Below are 17,210 nucleotides of genomic sequence, written 5' to 3'. Positions count from 1 at the left end.
CAGGAACTGCCGTTCTTTTAGCCGCCCTGGCCCCCGCTCGGCTTCCATAATTGCAGCGTCACCGTCTTGACGTTGCGCCCGTCGCGCGCGGCGGGGTTGGCCAGCGTGACCGAGCCGGCCGGCACATGCGAAGCGGGGCCAAGGCGGCGCGCCAGCATCGCTTGCCAGCCGTCGATGCCGCGCGCCTTGTAGTCGGTGGTCAAGAGCCAGGCGCTGCGCAGGTGGGCGGCATCGATTTTCTCGATCGTCCGGGCCGAACCGGCCGTGCTGCCTTCAAAGCCCGCAACCAGCCATGGCGTGCCCAGCGGAACGGCGCCAAGCGCGTACACCACGCCGGGGCTGTCGGCAAAATCGAGCATGTCCTCGCCCGCGCGCATACCTGCGGCCTGCGCCATGGCGCCGAGCTGGCGCAGGCCGTCGGCGCTGCGCGGGTCAAGCAGCAGGGTGCCGGTTGCCACCGCGGCGGGACTGTTTTGCGCGCCCAGCGCGCTGTACTGGCGGTAGGTGTAGGCCGCATCGGTGAGCGCGAGCACTTGCGTGGTCAGCGCCGGTGCGCACAGCAGGCAAGCACTGGCCGCCAGCGCGCCGGCGTTGAGCAGGCCCTGGTGGTGCAGGCGGTACAGCAGCAGGAACACCGCGCACAGGGCGAACATCGAAGCAATCGCGCTATGGCGCAGGATGGGCATGTTGGTGCCGAAGGAAAACGCCAGCGGCAAGGTGAACAGCAACAGCAGCAGCGCGGGACGCGCGCGCTCGGTGCGCTGTTCCAGGCTCCACAGGCCCAGCGCCGCCAAGGCCAGCACCTGCAGCCAGATCGAACCGCGATGGTCTAGCGTGATCGCCAGCGCGGCCGCGCCCACCAGCAGCAGCGTCAATGCCGAGACGGCGCCCGCCGTGGCGGTGCCGAGCCGGCGCCGGATCAGGAAAAACAGCAGGCCCGCCGCCAGCAGCAAAAGCCCGCTGCGCATGAATTCGCGCTGCACGTCCCAGCTGACCGACTTGGCCAGCCACACGACGCCGTAGCCGCCGCGCATGCGGGTAATCTCGATGCCTTCGCGCAGCGACGCCAGCCAGCCAGGGAACTGGGCGGCGAGCAGGATAAAATTAATCGCAAAGCCGGCCGTGATCAATCCCGCCATCGCCAGCAGGCTGTTCCACTTCCAGGCGCGATTGACGGCGCCGTAGAACAGCAGATGCACCAGCAGCACCAGCAGCGCGCTGGTCGCTTTGGACAGAAAGCAGGCGCCCAGCGCCAGCCCATACAGCAGCGGCGCCAGACGCGGCGCCTTGCCTGCTGCCTGCTGCGCGATCGTGCGCAGCAGGCAGGCCGTCATGACGGCCATGGTGGCAAGCGAGAGCAGGTTGTAGGAGGGCGCGCGCAGCGTGGTCAGGAATCCGAAGTACAGCATCGAGGCCGCCATCGGCCCGGCCAGCCGGGCGCAGCGCTGCCAGCGCGTGGCGTCCTGCCGGGGCAGCGAAAAGCGCAGCACGGCATGCATCAGCAAGGCGCTGCTGGCCAGCACCAGCGCCAGCGACAGGATGCGGATGCCGGCAATGCTGTGGCCCATGGCGCGAAACGGCCACTCGAAATAGGCGCCAAAAAACGTGACGGTGCCGGTGAACTGGCGCCAATACAGAAAGTTGTGGAAGTAATAGGATTCGTCGGTGAAATCGAAGCCGCGCGGCGCCATCCAAACGTACAACGCCACTTGCACCAGCAGGATCAGCAGTGCGGGCAGGGCCCAGCGCGCCAGACCCGGCGCAGGGAGCCGGGAAGGGGCTGGCGTAGGGACTTGCGACGGGACGGGCGAAGGGAGCGGGCCGGAGCGTCGGGCAGGGGAATCGAGGATCATCGGGTCACTTTATACGGTGCGAATTGCAGTTCCGACATGATACAGAGCGCGCTTCGGTCGAGGCGTGTTTTTATCACAATTGCATGGCTATCTGTTACTCATACTGCCAATGTTTTGATATGATCTGCCCCGCGTCGCCTTACGATCCTCGCAACATGACGCGCGGGGTCAAGCACGTTGCACGTCTGTCAAGCGGAACGGCAGTCCCATCCGAAAAATGATAAAATCGCACTCCTCCGAGAGCCTCGCGCCTTCTCATTGCGCGCAGCGGCACTAACGGTCTCTAGGCGCGCTTGCCGGGGCCAGTGGTTGACAACAAGCCAGTTACAGCGCCTGCCTGGCGCGTGGACCGGACCGAAAGTTCATCCATGAATCTTGCTGCCCGGTACAGCGTTGTGCGGACGTACAGTGATGTTTTAACAATGCTCTTGCGGGTATGTTGTTTCTCCTGAACAAAATTAGTTGCTTCAATTGAGCGTCGCTTGTTGGTGTGATATATTCTAGTTGTTATAATTGCAAAAATTTTCTTATACGGATGCGAACATGAAATCAAATGACGTCGTTGCAGTAGTTGGACTGGGCTATGTTGGCATGCCGCTGGCAGTAGAGTTCGGAAAAAAGCGGACAACGATCGGATTTGATCTTTCGGCCAGCAAAATTGAAAGCTATCGCAATTTCATCGACCCGACGGGCGAGCTGTCGACCAGCGAATTGCGCGCCGCCTCCCAGCTGACGGTCGGCACCGACCCGGCGGCGCTGAGCGACGCCAAGTTCATCGTGGTGGCCGTGCCGACCCCGGTCGACATCGCCCACAACCCCGACTTCACGCCGCTGGCCGGCGCCAGCAAGACGGTCGGCCTGCACATGAAAAAGGGCGCCATCGTCATTTTCGAGTCCACCGTGTACCCGGGCGCGACCGAAGAAGTGTGCATCCCCATCCTCGAGCAGCATTCCGGCCTGAAATGGAAAGAAGACTTCCACGTCGGCTTTTCGCCTGAGCGCATCAACCCGGGCGACAAGGAACACACCTTGACCACGATTCTCAAGGTGGTCTCGGGCGACGACGCCGAAACGCTCGAGCTGGTGGCCGAACTGTACGAGTCGATCATCACCGCCGGCGTGCACCGCGCCTCGTCGATCAAGGTTGCCGAAGCTGCCAAGGTCATCGAAAACACCCAGCGCGACCTGAACATCGCCCTGATGAACGAACTGGCTATCATTTTCGACAAGATCGGCATCGACACGCTGGAAGTATTGAAAGCGGCCGGCACCAAGTGGAATTTCCTGCCGTTCCGTCCGGGCCTGGTGGGCGGCCACTGCATCGGCGTCGATCCTTACTACCTGACGCACAAGGCGGAAATGGTCGGCTACCACCCGCAAGTCATTCTGGCCGGCCGCCGCATCAATGACGGCATGGCCAAGTTCGTTGCCGAAAAAACCGTCAAGTCGATCATCGCCGCCGGTTTCCACGTCAAGGGCGCCAAGGTCAACGTCATCGGCCTGACCTTCAAGGAAAACTGCCCCGACCTGCGCAACTCCAAAGTGGCCGACATCGTCTACGAACTGCAATCGTACGGCGTGGACGTGCGCGTCTACGACCCGGTCGCGTCGAACGCCGAAGCGCAGCACGAATATGGCATCAAGCTCGACAGCTGGGAAGACTTGCCGCAGGCCGATGCCATCGTCGCCGCCGTGCCGCACAAGGAAATCCTGGCCCGTCCGCTGGCTGACCTGACCGCCAAGCTCAATCCGAACGGTTGCTTCATCGACGTCAAGTCGCAGTTCGACAAGGCGGCGCTGGTGGACGGCGGATTCTCCGTCTGGCGCTTGTAATAGTGCCCCTCCCTTTCGATTGCGTTGCCAGGAAAGTACCGACCAGTGAATAAGTTTGCCGAACTTCAATTGCATTTGCGCGACAACGCGTATCACTGGCTCGTGACCGGCGCCGCCGGCTTCATCGGTTCGAACCTGGTTGAAGCGCTGCTGCGGTTGAACCAGCGCGTCACCGGCCTGGACAACTTTGCCACCGGCCACCAGTACAATCTCGACGAAGTGCGCTGCCTGGTGGGCGACGCCGCCTGGCAGCGCTTTACCTTCATCGAAGGCGATATCCGCCAGTTCGCCGATTGCGCGCGCGCCTGCGAAGGGGTCGACTTCGTGCTGCACCAGGCGGCGCTGGGTTCCGTGTCGCGCTCGATCGCCGACCCGATCACCAGCAACGACGTCAATATCACGGGCTTTTTGAACATGATCACGGCGTCGCGCGACGCGAAAACGCGCCGCTTCGTCTACGCCGCTTCCAGCTCCACCTATGGCGACCATCCGGCCTTGCCCAAGGTCGAGTCCGTCATCGGCAATCCGCTCTCGCCGTACGCGGTCACCAAATACGTCAATGAACTGTTCGCCGATGTGTTTGCCCGTTGTTACGGGATTGAAGCGATCGGCCTGCGCTACTTCAACGTCTTCGGTCCGCGCCAGGACCCGCACGGCGCTTACGCCGCCGTGATTCCCCAGTGGATTGCCGCGCTGATTGAAAACCGCGACCTGTTCATCAATGGCGACGGCGAAACCAGCCGCGACTTCTGCTTTATCGACAATGTCGTGCAAGCCAATTTGCTGGCGGCCATGTCGCCGGCCGCGGCCGCCAACCAGGTCTACAACGTGGCGCTCAACGAGCGCACCAGCCTGAACGAACTGCACCAGATGATGTGCGCGCTGCTGCGCGAGCGCTATCCGCATGTCGAAGGGCACCGGCCCCATTTCAAGGATTTCCGCGCCGGCGACGTACGCCACTCGCAGGCCGACATTTCCAAGGCTGAAACGCTGCTCGGCTTTGCGCCCACGCACCGGATCGGCGAAGGCCTCGAACAGGCCCTGCAATGGTACATCGCGCACCTCGACCGGGCGCTCTAGTTCCAGGCAACAGTGGGCAGGGCGCCATGCGTCCCCCAGTAGGCATTAAGAATTGCGGAGGAAAGCGTGTTAAAGATTTCTAATCACTACGTCTCGAAGATAGTGTTTTTCCTATTGTTCGTCGAAGTGCTGGTACTGATCGGTTCGGCATACGCCGGCGCTGCCGTACGCGTGCTGAATATGGCCGAAGGCACCACGGCGCCGGAGTTTCCTCACTTTTTCCTGTCCGCACTCGCGTTTGCCTGCGCCATCATTTTTTCGATGAGCGCCATGGGCCTGTACCAGCTCAACTTTACCGAAGGCTTGCGCGACCCGTTTTTCCTCAAGCTGATGCCCGCCTTTGTGATGGGCTTCGTGATCCTCACGCTCATTTTCTACGTGCTGCCGGACCTGCAGATCGGGCGTGGTGTGCTGGCGGCCGTGTTTACGATTGCCGCAGGCGGCATCTTTTTGGCGCGCATGGTGTTTTTCAAGACGTCCGAATTGCGCTTCCTGGAAACGCGCATCATCTTTTTGGGCGGCGGGCCGCTGGCCAAGGAATGCTCGGACCTGGCCATTCATAACACCGGCTACCACCGCTACGACATTGCCGGCTATGTCGCCATTCCTTCCGAGGAATGCTGCGTGCCGCTGTCGCAGGTGCTCAAGGTGCGCGACGGCGAGTCGCTCTCGACGCTGGCCATGGCCCACAATGTCGAGGAAATCGTGGTGTCGGTGCAAAACCGGCGCGGCGGCTTCCCGATCAAGGAACTGCTCGACTGCAAGCTGCAAGGCATCAAGGTGACCGACGCCGCCAATTTTTTCGAGCGCGAAAGCTGCCAGATCCGCGTCGATTCGCTGCAGCCAAGCTGGCTGGTGTTTGGCGGCGGCTTTGACCAGAGTTTCATCCGTACCTTCATGAAGCGCGGCTTCGACCTGATCTGCAGCGGCGGCATCTTGCTGGTGGCGTTTCCCGTCATGGTCGTCACCGCCATCGTGATTTACCTGGAAGACCGTTCGCCCATCTTTTACCAGCAGGAGCGCGTGGGCCTGGACGGGCACAGCTTCAATGTGCTGAAATTTCGCAGCATGCGCAACGATGCCGAAAAAGGCGGCAAGCCGCAGTGGGCCGCGCAAAACGATCCGCGCGTCACGCGCATCGGGAACTTCATCCGCAAGACCCGGATCGACGAACTGCCGCAAATCCTGAACGTGTTCAAGGGCGAGATGAGCTTTGTCGGCCCGCGCCCGGAACGCCCATATTTCGTCGAGCAGTTGATTGAAGTGGTGCCTTACTACAACGTCCGCCACAGCATCAAGCCCGGCATTACCGGCTGGGCACAGGTGCGCTATGGCTACGGCGCTTCTGCGGACGATGCGTTGCAAAAACTTCAATATGACCTGTATTATGTGAAGAACAATAGTTTATTCCTGGACATCCTGATTCTGATTGATACGCTCAAGGTCGTACTGTTCCGCAGCGGTCGCTAGTCGGTCGCTAGTCGGTCGCTGGACGATTGCCAGACGTTCGCTAAATACAGGGACATTTTAATTTCCGCTGCGGTTCTGACGGATGGTGCACATTGAGCAGTATCGCTTCCTACAGCTACCTGGTAGCCGCCCTTGCATTCCTGGTCCTGTGCGTCATGCTGATGACGCGCTGGCGCAGCCGTACCCACGCCACCTCGGTCACCATCGCCGCCGTCGCCAGCCTGTTCTGGAGCGCCGCGCTGGCATGGCAAGCCGACCAGGGCGACTTGCCAGCCTGGTCGGCCTGGACCGATTCCTTTGAAGTGCTGCGCAACGGCGCCTGGTCCGCCTTTCTCATCGTCCTGATCGGCAGCTACCGTGACCCAGACAGCCGCCTGCCGCTCAAGCTGCAGGGCTGGGTGCTGGCGATCTTTTCCTTCTATGTGCTGTTCTTCCTGGGCACCGTGGCCGGGGTGTGGCACCTGACGTCGCTCAGCGAGACGGGCTTGATGCCGAGCGTGACGGCGCGCGTGGCGCTGGCCGTGCTGGGCATCGTGCTGGTCGAGCAGCTCTACCGCAACAAGTCGCTGCAGGAACGCTGGGCCGTCAAGTTTGCATGCCTGGGCATCGGCGCCATGTATGCGTACGATTTTTACCTGTTTTCCAACACCATGCTGTTCCACCAGGTGGACCCGGACATCTGGGCCGCGCGCGGCGTCATCAATGCGCTGACCGTGCCGCTGGTGGCCATGTCGATCGCCCGCAGCGCTTCCTGGTCGTCGGAACTGGCGCTGTCGCGGCGCGTGATGTTCCATACCGCCGCGCTGTTCGGCTCGGCCATCTACCTGCTGGCCATGGGCTCGGCCGGCTACTACCTGCGCTTTGTCGGCGGCAGCTGGGGCACGGTGATGCAGGTCGCGTTTTTGTTCGGGGCGCTGGTGCTGCTGGTGGTGATCCTGTTTTCAGGCACCTTCCGCTCGTGGCTGAAGGTCTTCATCAGCAAGCACTTTTACCGCTACAACTACGACTACCGCGAAGAATGGCTGCGCTTTACCCGCACCCTGTCCGAAAGCGGTCCGGGGCTGGGCGTGCGCACCATCCAGGCCGTGGGCGAACTGGTCGAAAGCCCGGGCGGGGTGCTGTTCATCCGCCGCGATTCGGGCCTGTACGAACCGCAATCGTACTGGCATGTGCCGGTCGAAAACATCAGCGAGCCGGCCGATTCGCCGTTTTGCCAGTTTTTGGAAAGCAAGCAGTGGGTGGTCGACCTGAACGAATACGCCGAGCGGCCCGAGCTATATGACGACATGCCGCTGCCCGCCTGGCTGACCAGGTTCGCCCGCCGCTCCTTGGTGGTGCCGCTGATCATGCAGGGCAAGCTGTTCGGCTTCATGCTCCTGATGCGCCCGCGCAGCCCGGTGGCGCTGAACTGGGAAGTGATCGACCTGCTGAAAATCGCCGGCAACCAGGCCGCCAGCTACCTCGCCCAGCAAGACGCGGCCACCGCGCTGATGGTGGCGCGCCAGTTCGAGTCGTTCAACCGCATGTCCACCTTTGTGGTGCACGACCTGAAAAACCTGGTCTCGCAATTGTCGCTGCTCATTCCGAACGCGGAAAAGCACCGCAACAATCCGGAGTTCCAGCGCGACATGCTCGACACCGTGACCCACTCGGTGCAAAAAATGAAGCTGCTGCTGCAAAAGTTGAGCCGCAGCGAGTCGCCCGTCCACATGGCCCCGCTGGCCATCGACAAGGTCTTGATCCAGGCGGTGGCGCTGAAGGCCGCGTTCGAGCCGCACCCGGTGCTGGAATTGCTCGATGCCGGCATGAAAGTGCTGGCCGACCGCGAACGGCTCGAGCGCGTGCTCGGCCACCTGATCCAGAACGCGATTGAAGCCACGCCCAAGGATGGGAAGGTGGCCATCAGCCTGCGCCGGCGCGACGACAACGTGCTCATTACCATTGCCGACACCGGCGAAGGGATGAGCGAGGAATTCATCCGCGAGCGCCTGTTCAAGCCGTTCGAATCGACCAAGTCGGCCGGCATGGGCATCGGTGTTTTCGAAAGCCAGGAGTACATTTCGGAATTGGGCGGTAAAATCGAGCTCGTCAGCGAAGTTGGCGCCGGTACCACCTTTTATGTAAGTTTGCCGCTCCATCAACACCAGGCGCAAACGCTCGATATTGCCGTCTGACGGCCAGAAAGACTGCTGTGACTACGACCAAACAAAAACTGCTCATCATCGAAGACGACCCGGGCCTGCAAAAGCAGCTGCGCTGGAGTTTCGACGCCTATGACGTACTCGTCGCGGGCGACCGCGAGAGCGCGCTGGCGCAGATCCGCCGCCACGAGCCGGCGGTGGTCACGATGGACCTGGGCTTGCCGCCCGACCCGGACGGCGCCACCGAAGGCCTGGCCACCTTGCAGCAAATCCTGGCGCTGGCGCCCGCCACGCGCGTGATTGTCTTGACCGGCAACCAGGACCACGCCAACGCCGTCAAGGCCATCGCGCTGGGCGCCTACGACTTTCACCAAAAGCCGTGCGACAGCGAAGTACTGGGCCTGGTGCTGCAGCGCGCGTTTTTTTTGCATGCGCTGCAAAAGGAAAACCAGCGCATGCTGGCGCAGCAGGCCGATTCGCCCATGGCCGGCCTGATCACGCGCGACGCCGGCATGCAAAAGGTGTGCCGCAACCTTGAACGGGTGGCGCCCACTACCGCGTCGGTCATGGTGCTGGGCGAATCGGGCACCGGCAAGGAAGTGCTGGCGCGCGCGCTGCACAACCTGTCGCCGCGCGCGAATAACCGCTTCATGGCGATCAACTGCGCCGCGATTCCCGAAAACCTGCTCGAGAGCGAATTGTTCGGCTACGAAAAAGGCGCCTACACGGGCGCGGCCAAGCAGACCAAGGGCAAGGTCGAACTGGCCAACGGCGGCACCTTCTTCCTCGATGAAGTGGGCGACTTGCCGATGGCGCTGCAGGCCAAGCTGCTGCGCTTTTTGCAGGAACGCGTGATCGAGCGCGTCGGCGGGCACGAGGAAATTCCGGTCGATGTGCGCATCGTTTGCGCGACGCACCAGAACCTCAAGGAGCTGACGGCGGCCGGGCGCTTTCGCGAAGACTTGTATTATCGCCTGTCCGAAATCGTGGTCACCATCCCGCCGCTGCGCGCGCGCCTGGGCGACGCGGCGCTGCTGGCGCACCACTTCAAGAACAAGTTCAGCGCCGCCGAATCGCGCTCCGGCCTGCATTTTTCTAGCGAAGCGATGACGGCGATCGAAACCTACGGCTGGCCGGGCAATGTGCGCGAAATGGAAAACTGCATCAAGCGCGCCGTGATCATGGCCGACGGCCCGGCAATTCAACCCGACGACCTGGGCCTGGCCGCCGCCGCTCCCGAAGACGAGCCGCTCAACCTGCGCCAGGTGCGCGACGAAGCCGAGTACAAGGCGCTGGTCAAGTCGCTGGCGCGGGTCGACGGCAATATCGTCAAGGCGTCCGAGCTGCTCGGCATCAGCCGCCCGACCATGTATGACCTGATGGCGCGCCATAACATCAAGAACGGCGACTAGCATGGCGCGGCGCGCGCTGCGGCTGCTGGCCGGCTGCGCCCTGATCGGCGTGCTCGCTGCCGGCGCCGGCGCGCTGTACCTGCAGGACAAGGGCATCACGCCGCGCGCGCTGGCGCCCTACATCGACAAGCGGACGTCCGGCCACAATCCAACCATCGAGGGTGTGGGCCAGTGGTCGGCCGCGGCGCTGGTGCGGCTCGACCGGGGCGAGTCCCGCCTACCCGTGGCCACCTTTGCGGCCATCGGCGCGCGCGCCGCGCTGCCCTTCGCCGGCGCAGCGGCGCAGCGGCGCATCGTGTCCACCAGCGACGAGGTAAGGCGCGCCATCGCGGCCGCGGCACCGGGCGACGTCATCACGCTGCTGCCGGGGCGCTACCAGTTCGCCGGCGCGCCGCTGTATGTCAGCCGGCCGGGCACCGCCGGCGCGCCCATCGTGCTGCGCGCCGAGCAGGCCGGCAGCGTCACGCTTGAATTCGCGCTGGTGGAAGGCTTTATTGTCAGCGCCCCGTACTGGCATTTTGAAAACCTGGCCATCCGCGGCGTCTGTCTCGAGCAGGCCCAGTGCGAGCATGCCTTTCACGTGGTCGGCGCGGCGCATCACTTTGAAGCGCGCAATAACACCATCACCGACTTTAACGCCCACTTCAAGATCAATGGCGACCAGCGCCTCTTTCCCGACCATGGTTTGATTGACGGCAATACGTTGCGCAACGCCAGCGCGCGCAGCACCAGCAGTCCGGTGACGCTGGTCGACCTGGTGGCGGCCAGCGGCTGGACGATCCGGCGCAACCTGATCGCCGACTTCATCAAGAGCGGAGGTGACCGCATCAGCTACGGCGGCTTCGTCAAGGGCGCCGGATCGGACAACGTATTTGAGCAAAACGTGGTGCTGTGCGAAGACCGGCTGCGCGGCGCGCCGGGGCAGCGGGTTGGCCTGTCGCTGGGAGGCGGGGGCACCGGCAGGCAGTACTGCCGCGACGGCAGGTGCATCACCGAGCAGGATCGCGCCATCGTGCGCGCCAACCTGATCGCCAGCTGTTCGGACGACGGCATTTATTTGAACAACGCGGCCGCCAGCGAACTGCTGCACAACACGCTGATCGATACCGGCGGCATTCAGGCGCGCTTTGCCGGCACCAGTGCCGACGTCGAGGGCAACCTGGTTGACGGCGACATCCGCAGCCGCGACGGCGCCTTGCTGCGCCTGAACGACAACCTGTCTACGCCGATCGCGCTGCTGTACACGGGTTACCATGCGCAGCGGCGGCTGTTTGCCGACGATTTTCAGTGGAAGCAGGCGCCGCCCCGGCGCGCCAAGGTCGACGAACTACCGCCGGACCTGTGCGGTGGAACGCGCCCGGCTGCGCCAAGCTACGGCGCATTTGAAGATATTAGCGCCTGCCAGAAGTAGATCTGACCGGTTCAGTAGAATTACATCGTCCTCGCGCACGAGGCTGTTGCAAAACGCTTTAGGACCAACTCGCCACTCAAAAATCGCAACATTTGGGATTCTGGAGACCTAAACAACATCGTCCTCGCGAAGGCGGGGACCCATAGAACGGATGCCAATCCCTCCCTTAAAATCAAGTAGTTACAGTAACCAGATTGATTCAAGGAGAACATGACTCGTCGGTTCTATGGGTCCCCGCGTGCGCGAGAACGATGTTGGTTGTGGTTTTCGAGTTACCAGGCGCATTCAATTCCAGGCGCGCAGCCACTCGGCCGTCCACTGCGCCACTTGGTCATGCCAGACGCGGCGCGAGCAGGTATGGTCGGCCTTGGGCAGCAGGCGCCGCGTGATGCGCGGCGCGGCCATCAGGCCGCTCCACTTGGGCGACTGCGCGACAGCGGCGAATTCCTGCGCCGTCAGGTCGGCCCCGCTCAGAATCACCAGCACCTTGCCGGTAAAACGGTCCAGCCCTTGATGCATGCGGTCCGGCAGAGCGTTCGAAGCCGGCGCCTTGCGCGCGCTACCCAGCAGGCCGGTAAACGAGCGCGCGGCGGCGCGCACGTCAAAGCGGCCACTGGCGATTTTTTTCCACAGCGCGCCTTGCAGCAGCCGGTCGCGGTAGTAGTGCTTGAGCGTGGCCTTGGCCGCGCCGCTGTCGGTGCGCACCCAGGGATTGAGCAGCACCAGGCCGGCCACGCGCGCGTCGCCCGCTGCGTACAGCGCCGCCGCCGACGCCGCGTCGCACAGGCCCCACAGCACCACTTCGCGCACCGCCGGCGCGGCGGCCAGGAAGGCGTCGATGGCGGCGCGCAGGTCGTCGCCCACGTTCTCGAAGTCGCGCATCTCGCCTTCGCTGTCGCCCATGCCGCGGTAATCGAAGCGCATCGCCGCAATGCCTTGTTCGGACAGGCTGCGCGCCAGCAGCGTGAACTGGCGATGGCTGCCGGCGCGATATTGCGGACCTCCAACGACGATCAGCACGCCGCGCTTGTGGGGCGCTGCGGGCAGGTTAACAACGCCATACAGCCAGTTGCCGGCGCAGGCAAACACCAGGGCGCGCTGTTCAGTCATGGGCCAACAAGCTGCAGGTGGCGGCAATCAGCTCGGGACACTCGGTGATTTCCTGGGTTGACCAGAAGGAGGTTGCTGCCACCTTGTGCAGCGCGGGCGCCGCGCCCAGGCGCGTCCATTCAGCGGCCACGCGCAGCGCCGCCGGCGTGATGGGCCGTTCGGCGGCGGCGACGATTTCGATCCAGTTTACGGGGCAACTCGGTAAAAACCGTATCACATCGAGCGCGTCAATTGCCTTTACAAGTTCCGGCGCCAGCACGTAACCGGCCACCTCGAACGCCTCGCCGGCCAACAGGCGCGCGCGCAGTTCTGCGGTGCCTTCGGACGCCCCGTCCAGCATGGCGCCGGCCACGCGCAGGCGCAAAAACTGGGTCATGAAGGCGGCGCCTTGCAGCACCGGCTGCCACAGCACCAGTTGCGCCACTGGCTGGGTGCGCGCGCAGTCGAGCGCCAGCAGCGCGCCCAGGCGCAAGCCCCACAGCCCGACCGGCATCTGCAGGCGTTCGCGCAGCCAGGCGCTGGCGGCCGCCACGTCGTCCTGCCAGCGTTCCCAGCGCGCGTCGGCAAATTCGCCGCCGCTGTCGCCGCAACCGTGCAGGTCAATCTGCAGCACGCCGTAACCAAGCGCTGCCAGCGCGCGCGCCTGCAGGGCCGCCATGCGGCGCGACTTGTTCATTTCTTCGGCAAACGGATGGATATAGACCAGCCCACCGCGGCACGCGCCCTGCGGCGCGTGGTACAGGCAAAAGCGTTCCCCGTCGAGGAAGAACGCTGCAGCCGGCGCGTGCTGCGGCATGCTCACCCGAGTTTTTGCGCCACGAACGCGGCCAGGCTGCCCAGCGTGTCGAACGTTTCGGCGCTGATTTCATCGTCCTGCACGGCGATGCCGAAAAGCTCTTCGAGCGCGGTAATCACGTTCACAACCGCCATGGAATCGAGTTCGGGAAGGCTGCCCAGCAGGCGCGTTTGCGCGTTCATTGCGTGGCCCTGTTCGCCCAGGTTCAGGATGTCGATCAGGATCTGCTTTACGTCGTCAAGGTACATGGTGTGCTTTCAAGGTGCGCGACTGCCAGCGCGCATGGAGACGGGCCAGGACCGGCCAGCGGTAATAATTGACATGGTATAGAGTGCGCACCTCATCCGTCCAGCGGGTGTGCCATTCCATCACCTTGCCATAGAATTCAAGGCGCGCAAAACGGCCTTCGTCGAACAGCTGGCGGCACGCTTCTTCGCGCATCAGCAGCGTTGGCGACAGGTTGCCCGGCACGCTCTCGTCATAGCTTGTTTTCAGCACGATGATCTGCGCGGCGTCTTCGATGCACAGGTCCATCGCCACCAGCCGCTCGCCAAACCAGTAGCGGTAAATGCTGCCTGCACCGCGCCGGCAAAAGCCTTCGAGCATGGCCTGGTAGTAGCGGCCCTGCGCATTGTCGGCGGCCACCGCAGTGCCGCCGCCGGCTTTCCAGCCCGCGCTCTCGAGCCGGCCATAGTCGGCCACGGCGGCGGCCACCTCGCCCGGCAAATGGCTCACCTGCAGCCGCAGCGCCACGCCTTCCTTGTCCAGCCGCGCGCGCTGTTTTTTCAGGTTGGCGCGCAGGTTCTTGCCGCGCCCATTCCAGTAATTTTCAAAACTGCCGGCCAGCGTGATTTTGGCGGTGTCGATGTAGCTTAGGGTGCGCAGCTTGCCGCCTTCGGCGGGGCGCGGCAGCAGGTCGGGATCGCACTGGGTCAGGCCAAACAGCAACGCCGGGCCGGGCAGGGCGGCGACCAGCGACGCCAGCAGCGGTTCGAGCGCCAGGCCGCTTTCCTGCAGCCACAGGCCAATCGGCGCCTGGGCCGGCTGGAACAGCGCCCAGCTGCCGCGCCCGCGCGCCTCGACCAGGGCCATGGCCACGGTTCGCCCGTCATGCGCGCAGCTGGCCAGGTATTGGCGGCCGGTGCCAAATTCGGTAATCAAGGGCTGCACGAATTCCACTGCCAGCATTGGGGAGGCCTGGCAGCGCGCGTGCAGCGCGGCCCACTCTGCAGGCAATTGCGCCGCCTTGACGAGCGACCATTTCATGCGGCGAGCGCGGCGCGGATCGCGACCGTCATCCACGCGACTTCGTCGGCGCGCAGCTCCTGGTGCACCGGGAAGGCAATCACCTGGCGCGACAGGGCCGCACTGTTGGCGCACATCTCGGCGCCCGGCCACAGCGTTTCGGCAAAGCGCGTCATGGGCACGCGGGCCGCGAGCAGGCGTTCAAACAGCGGCTGGGGCGCGTCTACCAGCAGCGGAAACAGCCACGGGCAGGCGCCGTCAGGCAGGGCGGCAAACAAGGGGCGGCAGCCGGGCAGGCCGACCAGCGCCTGCTGCAGCTGCAGGTAATTGGCGCGCCGGCGCGCGACAATGCGCGCGTGCGAAGCGTGCGCGATCACGGTGCGCGAAAACCACGATGCGCGCTTGTCCAGCCAGCGCGCATCGAACTCATAACTGCTGTCGGACGACGAGGGCGTCAGCGTGCCTGTGAGCGCGGGCGCGGCGCGCTGCTTGAGACGGCCCCACAGCGCCGCCTTGAGCTTGAGCGGCAGCCAAAGCAGCGCGTGCACCAGCGGCAGGCGGCCATACGCAAAGCTGTTTTCCAGCGCGTTCAGGCAGGCTTTCACTTCGAAACCCTTGCCCGCCGAGACCGTGGGCGGGGTGCGCAGAACGTGGCGCGCCGAGACCAGGCAGCCGCCTTCGTAGATGGGAAAAAACTTCATGCTGCTGGCAATGGCGTAGTCGCCCCAGTAGCCGGCCGGTTTGCCCTCATGCTCGCCAAAAAAACAGTGGGCGCAGTCTTCAAGCAGAAATAGTGCGTCCTTGTCGCACAGCGCGCGCAGCGCAGCCATGTTCTGGGCGATACCGAAGTAGTGGGTGACCATCAGTACCTTGACCGTCGCGTCGAGCCGGGCGGCGATGTCAGCCAGGTCAACCTGCGCATCCGGCCCGACCTTGTAAAAGACCACGCGCGCGCCGCAGGCCAGCACCGGCGGGATCATCGACATGCTGTGGTATGCGGGCACCAGCACCGTGTCGCCGGCGCCCACGTGCATTTCGCGCAGCGCCAGCGCAATGGCGATGCGCCCGCTGGTAACCATGCGCACGTCACCGGCGCCCAGCACCGAAGCGGCGGCCGGCCGGTGCGGCGCCCCGAAGGTGCCGCGCGCGAGCACGGGCGCAAGCGGGGCGCGGGGTTTGATATCATTCGGCGTGGGCATGGTGGAAGTATAAACGGTGCACCGCAAATCAACTGTTAAGATTGCAGCCCATTGCGGCGACATTACAAGGTTTTAATGAGCGAGCTGCTTCACGACTTTATCTTCCGCGCGGCCCGGCAATTTCCGGCCTCGGAGGCGCTCGTGCATGGCGCGCGCAAGCTCAATTACGTGCAGCTGGCGCAAGCGGTCGATGGCGCGGCGCGCTCTCTGCTGGGCGCCGGCGTCCAGCGCGCCGCCCGCGTGGCCGTGTACCTCGAAAAACGCATTGAAAACGTGGCCGCTTGTTTTGGCGCCGCTGCCGCCGGGGCCGTGTTCGTGCCGGTCAATCCGCTGCTCAAGGCAGCCCAGGTGGCCTATATTCTGGGCGACTGCAGCGTCAGTATTTTGCTTACTTCCTGCGAGCGCCTGCGCCTGCTCGCGCCGGTGCTGGCCGACTGCCCGAGCGTGCATACCGTGTTTGTGGTGGGCGACGGCGAGCCAATCGACATTCCCGGCATCGCGGTGCGCGCGTGGGAAGGCGCGCAGGCTGCAACCCTGCCCGCGCATGTTGTCATCGACACCGACATGGCGGCTATCCTCTACACCTCGGGCAGCACCGGCAACCCCAAGGGCGTGGTGCTTTCGCACCGCAATATGGTGGCCGGCGCCGTCAGCGTGGCCGGCTATTTGGGAATGACCGCGCGGGACCGCATCCTGGCGGTATTGCCCTTGAGCTTCGACTATGGCTTCAGCCAGCTGACCACCGCCTTTCACGTGGGCGCCTGCGTGGTGTTGATCAACCACCTGTTCGCGCGCGATATCGTCAAGGCCGTGGCCGACGAAGCCATCACCGGCCTGGCCGCCGTGCCGCCGCTGTGGATCCAGCTCTCGCAGCTGCCTTGGCCCCCCGCTTGCACGCTGCGCTACCTGACCAATTCGGGCGGGGCCATGCCGCGCGCCACCGTGGACGCGCTGCGGGCGGCCTTGCCAAACGCGAGCCTGTTCCTGATGTACGGACTGACCGAAGCGTTCCGCTCCACCTACCTGCCGCCGTCGGAACTGGATCGCCGGCCCGATTCCATGGGCCGCGCCATTCCCAACGCCGAAGTGCTGGTGGTGCGGCCTGATGGCACAGTGTGCGACGCCAACGAGGCGGGTGAGCTGGTGCACCGCGGCGCGCTGGTGGCGCTGGGCTACTGGAACGACCCGGCCAAGACGGCCGAACGGTTCCGGCCCGCGCCCGGCCAGCATCCCGCGCTGCCGCTGCCCGAAATTGCCGTCTGGTCGGGCGACACCGTGCGCCGCGACGAAGAAGGCTTTTTGTATTTCGTGGGGCGCGGCGACGACATGATCAAGGTGTCCGGTTACCGCATCAGCCCCACCGAAATCGAGGAAGCGATCCACGCCGCGCAACTGGTGGCCGAAGTGGCCGCCTTTGGCGTGGCCCACCCCGTGCTGGGCCAGGCGATCGTGGTGCTGGCGGTGGCGCGGGATAGCCAGGAGGTGAGTATTGCCGCGCTGCTCAAGGAGTGCCAGCGCCGCCTGCCGGCCTACATGGTGCCGGCCCATATCGAGATTCGCAGCGAGGCGTTTCCGCGCAACCCGAACGGCAAGATCGACCGCAAGCTGCTGCGCCAGACTTGTTCCACGCTTTTTGAAAGTCCCACCCCATGAACGGTCG

13 protein-coding genes are annotated in these 17,210 nt (G+C 64.1%); 7 read left to right on the top strand and 6 right to left on the bottom strand.

The genetic code is table 11. From position 1 onward, the window contains the following. Positions 1-17 precede the first annotated feature (17 nt). Positions 18-1,853 (bottom strand): hypothetical protein, encoded by a 1,836-nt coding sequence (locus tag ACP7D4_RS02570; RefSeq protein WP_426207682.1) that lies wholly within the window; start codon positions 1,851-1,853, stop codon positions 18-20. A gap of 543 nt (positions 1,854-2,396) precedes the next feature. On the opposite strand from ACP7D4_RS02570, the gene ACP7D4_RS02565 reads away from it, so the two are divergent. From ACP7D4_RS02565 to ACP7D4_RS02540, 6 genes are all read left to right on the top strand, one after another. Beyond that, entirely contained in the window at positions 2,397-3,686 is a 1,290-nt protein-coding gene (locus tag ACP7D4_RS02565; RefSeq protein WP_426101870.1) for a nucleotide sugar dehydrogenase, read from the top strand. Positions 3,687-3,731: 45 nt separating this feature from the next. Beyond that, positions 3,732-4,766, top strand: coding sequence for an SDR family oxidoreductase (locus tag ACP7D4_RS02560; RefSeq protein WP_426101868.1), 1,035 nt, complete (start codon positions 3,732-3,734; stop codon positions 4,764-4,766). Positions 4,767-4,832: 66 nt separating this feature from the next. Then, positions 4,833-6,236: a TIGR03013 family XrtA/PEP-CTERM system glycosyltransferase gene (locus tag ACP7D4_RS02555; RefSeq protein ID WP_426101866.1), complete on the top strand. Its 1,404-nt coding sequence runs from the start codon at positions 4,833-4,835 to the stop codon at positions 6,234-6,236. Positions 6,237-6,328: 92 nt separating this feature from the next. Further along, positions 6,329-8,410 carry an XrtA/PEP-CTERM system histidine kinase PrsK gene (gene prsK / locus ACP7D4_RS02550; protein WP_426207681.1) on the top strand — a complete coding sequence of 694 codons (2,082 nt, stop codon included), beginning with the start codon at positions 6,329-6,331 and terminating at the stop codon, positions 8,408-8,410. 17 nt (positions 8,411-8,427) lie between these two features. Further along, the gene (gene prsR / locus ACP7D4_RS02545; protein ID WP_426101862.1) at positions 8,428-9,789 is read left to right on the top strand and encodes a PEP-CTERM-box response regulator transcription factor; all 1,362 of its coding nucleotides are present in this window, start codon (positions 8,428-8,430) and stop codon (positions 9,787-9,789) included. Position 9,790: 1 nt separating this feature from the next. Beyond that, complete coding sequence (locus ACP7D4_RS02540; RefSeq protein WP_426207680.1) at positions 9,791-11,200, top strand: right-handed parallel beta-helix repeat-containing protein; 1,410 nt, start codon at positions 9,791-9,793, stop codon at positions 11,198-11,200. A gap of 285 nt (positions 11,201-11,485) precedes the next feature. Here ACP7D4_RS02540 and ACP7D4_RS02535 read toward each other — a convergent pair whose 3' ends face one another. From ACP7D4_RS02535 to ACP7D4_RS02515, 5 genes are read right to left on the bottom strand one after another with little or no spacing between them, the layout of a single operon-like run. Continuing rightward, a complete protein-coding gene (locus ACP7D4_RS02535) occupies positions 11,486-12,310 on the bottom strand; it encodes a hydrolase 1, exosortase A system-associated (protein ID WP_426101858.1) in 825 nt (274 codons plus the stop codon). Further along, positions 12,303-13,106 (bottom strand): hydrolase 2, exosortase A system-associated, encoded by an 804-nt coding sequence (locus ACP7D4_RS02530; protein ID WP_426101856.1) that lies wholly within the window; start codon positions 13,104-13,106, stop codon positions 12,303-12,305. The genes ACP7D4_RS02535 and ACP7D4_RS02530 overlap by 8 nt, the downstream gene beginning before the upstream one ends. A gap of 2 nt (positions 13,107-13,108) precedes the next feature. Further along, positions 13,109-13,354, bottom strand: coding sequence for an acyl carrier protein (locus ACP7D4_RS02525; protein WP_426207679.1), 246 nt, complete (start codon positions 13,352-13,354; stop codon positions 13,109-13,111). Then, on the bottom strand, positions 13,344-14,372 hold the full coding sequence (locus ACP7D4_RS02520; protein WP_426207678.1) for a GNAT family N-acetyltransferase: 1,029 nt from the start codon (positions 14,370-14,372) through the stop codon (positions 13,344-13,346). The genes ACP7D4_RS02525 and ACP7D4_RS02520 overlap by 11 nt, the downstream gene beginning before the upstream one ends. Further along, entirely contained in the window at positions 14,369-15,550 is a 1,182-nt protein-coding gene (locus ACP7D4_RS02515) for a DegT/DnrJ/EryC1/StrS family aminotransferase (RefSeq protein WP_426207677.1), read from the bottom strand. The genes ACP7D4_RS02520 and ACP7D4_RS02515 overlap by 4 nt, the downstream gene beginning before the upstream one ends. A gap of 75 nt (positions 15,551-15,625) precedes the next feature. Between ACP7D4_RS02515 and ACP7D4_RS02510 the strand changes: the two genes are divergently transcribed. Continuing rightward, positions 15,626-17,203, top strand: coding sequence for an acyl-CoA ligase (AMP-forming), exosortase A system-associated (locus ACP7D4_RS02510; protein WP_426207676.1), 1,578 nt, complete (start codon positions 15,626-15,628; stop codon positions 17,201-17,203). Positions 17,204-17,210: the final 7 nt, after the last annotated feature.

Source organism: Massilia sp. TWP1-3-3 (assembly GCF_049897805.1).
Classification (GTDB): domain Bacteria; phylum Pseudomonadota; class Gammaproteobacteria; order Burkholderiales; family Burkholderiaceae_D; genus Telluria_A.
This window is presented reverse-complemented; position numbering and strand designations above follow the sequence as displayed.

Coding starts and splice junctions, on each gene's coding strand:
- ACP7D4_RS02525 (WP_426207679.1), bottom strand. CDS start 13,354: ATGTACCTTGACGACGTAAAGCAGATCCTGATCGACATCCTGAACCTG.
- ACP7D4_RS02510 (WP_426207676.1), top strand. CDS start 15,626: ATGAGCGAGCTGCTTCACGACTTTATCTTCCGCGCGGCCCGGCAATTT.
- ACP7D4_RS02515 (WP_426207677.1), bottom strand. CDS start 15,550: ATGCCCACGCCGAATGATATCAAACCCCGCGCCCCGCTTGCGCCCGTG.
- ACP7D4_RS02570 (WP_426207682.1), bottom strand. CDS start 1,853: ATGATCCTCGATTCCCCTGCCCGACGCTCCGGCCCGCTCCCTTCGCCC.
- ACP7D4_RS02520 (WP_426207678.1), bottom strand. CDS start 14,372: ATGAAATGGTCGCTCGTCAAGGCGGCGCAATTGCCTGCAGAGTGGGCC.
- ACP7D4_RS02530 (WP_426101856.1), bottom strand. CDS start 13,106: ATGCCGCAGCACGCGCCGGCTGCAGCGTTCTTCCTCGACGGGGAACGC.
- ACP7D4_RS02540 (WP_426207680.1), top strand. CDS start 9,791: ATGGCGCGGCGCGCGCTGCGGCTGCTGGCCGGCTGCGCCCTGATCGGC.
- ACP7D4_RS02535 (WP_426101858.1), bottom strand. CDS start 12,310: ATGACTGAACAGCGCGCCCTGGTGTTTGCCTGCGCCGGCAACTGGCTG.
- ACP7D4_RS02565 (WP_426101870.1), top strand. CDS start 2,397: ATGAAATCAAATGACGTCGTTGCAGTAGTTGGACTGGGCTATGTTGGC.